Raw genomic sequence first — 5,079 nt, 5'->3', positions numbered from 1 at the left:
CACCCGCCTGCGTTGAACTTCCGTCGATCCCGCCTCGGCCGATGCCGCGAGGTTCCAGCGGTTGACGGCAGCGAGCGTGAACAGAAAGACCAGCAGCCCGAGCTTGATCAGCAGCAGCCTTCCATAGGCGGTGTCGACCAATGCCGCGGGCGTTTGCACCTGGATGACGGCAAGCACGGTGCCGGCAGCGGCAAGCACGGCCACCACGGGCAGGATCCCCCAAGAAAATCGCCGCAGGAATGGCGTGGCCTCCGCCGATTGCCCCTTGAGCGCCAGCCCGAGTGGGACCAATGCGCCGACCCACGACGCGATGCAGACGCCATGCAGGAACACCATCGGCCGCGTCAGCCATTGCGGTTCGGCGGCACTGGCATGGCCGCTGGCGGCAAGCGCAATCCCCACCCCGGCCAGGCCGGCCAGCGCCAATGGCTTGGCGGTGGCACGGGGACCGGCCAGCGACAGCAGGCCAAGCCCCAGCGCGATCAGCGCGACCAGCACCGTCCAGCCGAAGCTGGTGCCGAGCCCGGTCCGCCAGATGACCGATTGTGCCAGATGGGAGAGCGGCGCCCCGAGTGCATCAAGCCCCTGCAATCCGAGCGACAGGGACGACGCGACCAGCCCGCTCAGGATTGCAGCTGCAACGAAGCGCTGCCCGGCACGGGCACTTCCGGCCAACCAGGCAAGCGCGAAGGCGCCGCCAACGCCGAGGAAGAGGCCGACGTAGAGAAAGATTTTGCTCGCCCAGATAGCCGACCGCAACGGCCAGTCGATGGCTTCGGATACGGCCGGCGGTTCGCTGGGCGCGCCGATGGAAAACAGCAGCGATCCGCCGACGGGATGACCGTCTGCGGAGATGACGCGCCAGCTCAAGACATGCGTGCCCGACTTGAGCGGCTGCGGATTGTCGATCTCGACGGTCTGGTCGCTGAGACGAAAGGCGGTCAGTGGAACCGGCTTGCCGTCGGGCTTCACCAGCGTCAGCACCAGAGGCGAGACCGGCTCGCTGAAGGTCAGCGAGAACTGCGCCGGTCCCTGTGCCAGCACCGCGCCGTCGGCCGGGTCGGTCTTGATCAGCGCGGCATGGGCAAAGGCCTGATCTGACACGGCAAGGCTGGCAAGAAACACGATCACAGCCAACAGGCCGACGGCAAGCCGGCCGGTGCGTTTGCCGGTCATGCAAGCCGTTTGCAGGAGGGAGGTCGTGCTCATGTCACCGCCACGAAAAAGAGCGGCGCACTCGAAAGAGCGCGCCGCCTGGGAGATCATTTCTTCGGCAGCAGCTTGATGCCGGGTGCCGGGCTTTCCAGTGCGTCTTCATCCTGCCCTGCCGCTGGAATCTCGATCCAGCGATCGGCTGCACCGTCGCATTCCTGCACGACCGGGAAATAGAGTTTTTGGCCGACGGGGAGATCCGCCGTCAGCGTCGCGCGGAAAACGAACTCGTCATAGAATTCATCGGGCAGGTTGCCGCCGCTCCAGTCGACCTCCTTGACCCCATCGGTCACCGCCTGACCGTAGAGCTGGTAGGATTTCTCGTACTTGCCCTTCTTGGTCTGCAGCGTCCAGCCGGGCTTCGGCATCGGCTTGATCGCGATCACCCCTTCCGGAATTTGCACGCGCACGGCGGTCGTCGCCTTGCCGTCGCAGCCATGCGGCACGCGCAAAACGGCCTTGTAGGTCGAGCCGACCGCCGCCTCCTGGGTTTCGAACGTGATATGCGCGAAGGCGGCGCTGGTTCCGAGCGCGAGAAGTGCGCCGGCCGACAAAAGATATTTGTTCATGATGGTCCCTCGGATTTTCAAGATTTGTCGAGCTGGCGCGGTCAATTGGCGTGATCGTCCACGGCGCCGCCGCCCATGCCTTCGACGGCGAAATCGACGCTGACGGCGCCGGCCTTTTCGAAGGTCAGGGTGGCGGAGAACTTTTCGCCCTGTTTGGGTTGCCGCTTCAGGCCCATGAACATCAAATGATAGCCGCCAGGTGCAAGGGCTACCTTGCCGCCCGCCGGAATTTCCAGGCCGCCGGCAACCGGCCGCATGGTCATGACGCCGTCCTTGACGCCCATCTCATGCAGCTCGGCCTTTTCGGAGACATCGGAGGAAATCGACACCAGCCGGTCCGGCGCACTGCCCTTGTTGGTGATGGTGAAATAACCGCCGGCCACTTTGGCGCCGGCCGGCGTGGCGCGCGACCAGGGGTGGCCGATCTCAAGATCGCCAACCTTGAACTCATGCGCGAGGACGGACTGGGCGCCTGTGAACAGCAGCGCAAGAGCCAGCACGGCAATGCCGACACGCTCTTCGATGCCGCGTAGAATGCTGCCCGGCTCAGGACGCGCGGCGTCAGGGAAAAAATAGGACATGGTTGCTCCATGAAGTGAAGGTCGCGCCGTTGCCGGTCGCGAGCAGTTAGATCTTTGGATGGGTACGCCCACGAAAGGTTCCGCCGGGCAAACAGGCTCAGGCCGTCAGCGGCGGCGCGCGCGGGTTCGACGGCGAGCGCTCACGCGCAAAGTCGAGATGGATGGCCGCCGGGAAGACAAAGGCGACCGTTTCAAAGGAAAGGCTGCCCGGCGCCAGACCGGCATTGGGCGGCGGCGCAAAGGCCGCCGAAACCATGCTGCAGCCGAGCACGCAGCATGCCGGCAGATGGGACGGCGGCTGGTTGCCGCCCGGAAGCTGGGTTGCGCCTTCATGGGTACAGATGACGTTGCCGAAAGCGTCGAGTTGCGATGCATTGGGACCGGCGCCGAAGGCGAATGCACCAAGCGTCGACTGGAGCAACAGCAGATAGGCCGCGACAAGCGCGACCGGCATGCTCCATCGTCTCCTCGATACGCCCAAAGCCCTGCCTCTTCGCAGCAACCAACCATATCTAGCACGGGGCCGGCGGGTGGAAAATCGCCAAATCGCCGCGGCGGCAACGCGGCAGGCCCAAGGCATGTCGCCCAGAAGTGTATAGCGGTTTTGGGACAACGACATGCATGAAACAAGGCTCCGAGCCGCGATGCGGCTCAGTGTTTTTGCAGCGACCGGCTCTCCGGGATCGAGGTCAGCAATGTCTGGCGCGCCGACTTCAAATGCTTGCGGCAAGCGGCGTCGACCTTGCCGAGATCGCGTGATTTCAGCGCTTCTATGTAGACCAGATGCTCACCGATCGCGACTTCGTTGCGCTCGCGTTCCTGCGCCTTGTTCCACTGGTAATGGTAGTGGAAGATCATGGCGATGACATCGTAGAAATCGACGATGAAGCGATTGCGCGATGCCCGGTGGATCAGCCGGTGGAAGCGCTCGTCGAGTTCGGAGAACTCGGTGAAGCGGGCGGCAATGTCGTTTGCCAGCTGGCGATGCTCGTCTTCCAGGCGGTCGAGATCGGTCCAGACTGCGCTGTCCTGCGGTAAAGCGGCAAAGGCGGCCGCCGAGCGCAGTTCGAACATCTCGCGGATTTCGGTCAGCTCCAGCGCGAAGGCGCGCGTAAAGCCCTTCAGCACCCAATGACTGTTGCGACGTTTCTCGATCAGGCCGAAGCGGGAGAAGCGGATCAGGAACTCGCGCACGCTGGTGGTGCCAACGCCGATCTCGCGCGCCAGTTCGAGTTCGTTGATCTGCATGCCGGCTTCGGCGCCGCCGGCGAGCAGCCGACGCATGAACGACCGTTCGATGATCTCGGCCAGCGTGTCTGTCTCTTCCTCGGGGAAGAAATCATCGGGAAGCGGTTCGCGCAGCACCGTCTTGGCGCGCTTGTTCCAGGCGATCAGCCCGGTCTCTTCCATGCGCGCGAGAATGGTGCGCACCGTGGTCCGGCTGACGCCAAGCAAGGTGCCCAGTTCCGGCTCCGAAGGCAGGCTGCGCGTTTCGTCGAGCAGCCGCAGGCAGCGGTTGTAGGCATCCTTGTAGACGTTGTTGCTCTTCGACATCCCTGACCCGTTGCACGCCGTCGCTTGCAGCGGACGGTTTGAAGCGCAATATGACGTTCGCATGGCTCTGAGAAGCGAAATTGCTTCCCGGAACAACCCGGAGACATGCGGAACTCCCCACGAAAAAACAATTGACGCAAAACTGTTTTTTCACGATAAAAGACAATATCTCTAAACAGGCGCGTGTCAATCCGCCCCGCGCAACCCAGGATCACCCAGGAAACCGCCCGTGAACGCCTCCAACTGCATTCTTCTGTCCCCCGCCGACAATGTCGCCGTCGCGAACGGCCGCATCGAGATCGGCACCGCGCTGCCGGGCGGTGCCGTCGCCAGTGCGCTGATCGAGCCCGGCCACAAGGTGGCGATCAAGCCGATCGCCGCCGGAGAGGCCGTCGTGAAATACGCCCAGGCGATCGGTCGCGCGACACAGGACATCGCAGCCGGCGAGCACGTGCATTCGCACAATCTGGTTTTCGAATCCGGCCGCTTGCCGGTCGTGCCGCCGAGCGAGGCCGAGCACGCGACGGAGGCCGACCGCGCCCGCACCTTCATGGGCTATCGCCGCGCCGATGGCCGCGCCGGCACGCGCAACTTCATCGGCATCGTCGCCAGCGTCAATTGCTCGGCCACCGTCTGCCATTCCATCGCCGATACCGCCAACCGCACGCTGTTGCCGAAATACCCCGGCATCGACGGCTTCGTGCCGATCGTGCACGGCCAGGGCTGCGGCATGAGCGGCACCGGCGACGGCATGATGGTGCTGCACCGCACGCTTGCCGGCTATGCCCGCCACCCGAATTTCGGCGGCGTGCTGATGGTCGGCCTCGGCTGCGAGGTCAACCAGCTCACCCTCTACGGCCAGAAGGGCGTCGCTGCCGGCAAGCGCCATTTCAACATCCAGGACGCCGGCGGGTCGCGCAAATCGGTGGAAAAAGCGATGGGCGTGCTGGCCGAGATCGCCGAGGAAGTCGGCCAGTTGAAGCGTGAGCCGATCCCGGTCAGCGAGATCGTCGTCGGCCTGCAATGCGGCGGCTCCGACGGCATGTCGGGCATCACGGCCAATCCGGCGCTGGGCGCGGCTGTCGACATCCTGGCCGGCGTCGGCGGTATCGGCATTCTCTCCGAGACCACGGAAATCTACGGCGCCGAGCATCTGCTTGCCT

The 5,079-nt window shown here is 64.4% G+C and carries 6 protein-coding genes; 1 reads left to right on the top strand and 5 read right to left on the bottom strand.

Features of this window, described 5'->3' with window-relative positions; genetic code table 11:
• The 5 genes from EN991_RS22795 to EN991_RS22775 all read right to left on the bottom strand — a co-directional run.
• On the bottom strand, positions 1-1,209 hold a 1,209-nt coding region (locus EN991_RS22795), incomplete at its 3' end, for a copper resistance CopC/CopD family protein (RefSeq protein WP_127369595.1).
• A gap of 53 nt (positions 1,210-1,262) precedes the next feature.
• The gene (locus EN991_RS22790; protein ID WP_013529535.1) at positions 1,263-1,781 is read right to left on the bottom strand and encodes a YcnI family protein; all 519 of its coding nucleotides are present in this window, start codon (positions 1,779-1,781) and stop codon (positions 1,263-1,265) included.
• A gap of 41 nt (positions 1,782-1,822) precedes the next feature.
• A complete protein-coding gene (locus EN991_RS22785) occupies positions 1,823-2,362 on the bottom strand; it encodes a copper chaperone PCu(A)C (RefSeq protein WP_063169027.1) in 540 nt (179 codons plus the stop codon).
• 97 nt (positions 2,363-2,459) lie between these two features.
• Positions 2,460-2,816 carry a DUF2946 family protein gene (locus EN991_RS22780; RefSeq protein ID WP_063169028.1) on the bottom strand — a complete coding sequence of 119 codons (357 nt, stop codon included), beginning with the start codon at positions 2,814-2,816 and terminating at the stop codon, positions 2,460-2,462.
• A gap of 197 nt (positions 2,817-3,013) precedes the next feature.
• Positions 3,014-3,916, bottom strand: coding sequence for a GntR family transcriptional regulator (locus EN991_RS22775; RefSeq protein WP_013529532.1), 903 nt, complete (start codon positions 3,914-3,916; stop codon positions 3,014-3,016).
• A 229-nt stretch (positions 3,917-4,145) separates the two neighbouring features.
• On the opposite strand from EN991_RS22775, the gene EN991_RS22770 reads away from it, so the two are divergent.
• The coding region (locus EN991_RS22770; RefSeq protein WP_164769303.1) for a UxaA family hydrolase at positions 4,146-5,079 on the top strand (934 nt) is incomplete at its 3' end.

Source organism: Mesorhizobium sp. M7A.F.Ca.US.005.03.2.1 (assembly GCF_003997795.1).
Taxonomy (GTDB): domain Bacteria; phylum Pseudomonadota; class Alphaproteobacteria; order Rhizobiales; family Rhizobiaceae; genus Mesorhizobium; species Mesorhizobium ciceri.
This window is presented reverse-complemented; position numbering and strand designations above follow the sequence as displayed.

What these genes read in the sequence shown, in the direction of transcription:
- EN991_RS22790 (WP_013529535.1), bottom strand. Translation starts at nt 1,781, where the DNA reads ATGAACAAATATCTTTTGTCGGCCGGCGCACTTCTCGCGCTCGGAACC.
- EN991_RS22785 (WP_063169027.1), bottom strand. Translation starts at nt 2,362, where the DNA reads ATGTCCTATTTTTTCCCTGACGCCGCGCGTCCTGAGCCGGGCAGCATT.
- EN991_RS22780 (WP_063169028.1), bottom strand. Translation starts at nt 2,816, where the DNA reads ATGCCGGTCGCGCTTGTCGCGGCCTATCTGCTGTTGCTCCAGTCGACG.
- EN991_RS22775 (WP_013529532.1), bottom strand. Translation starts at nt 3,916, where the DNA reads ATGTCGAAGAGCAACAACGTCTACAAGGATGCCTACAACCGCTGCCTG.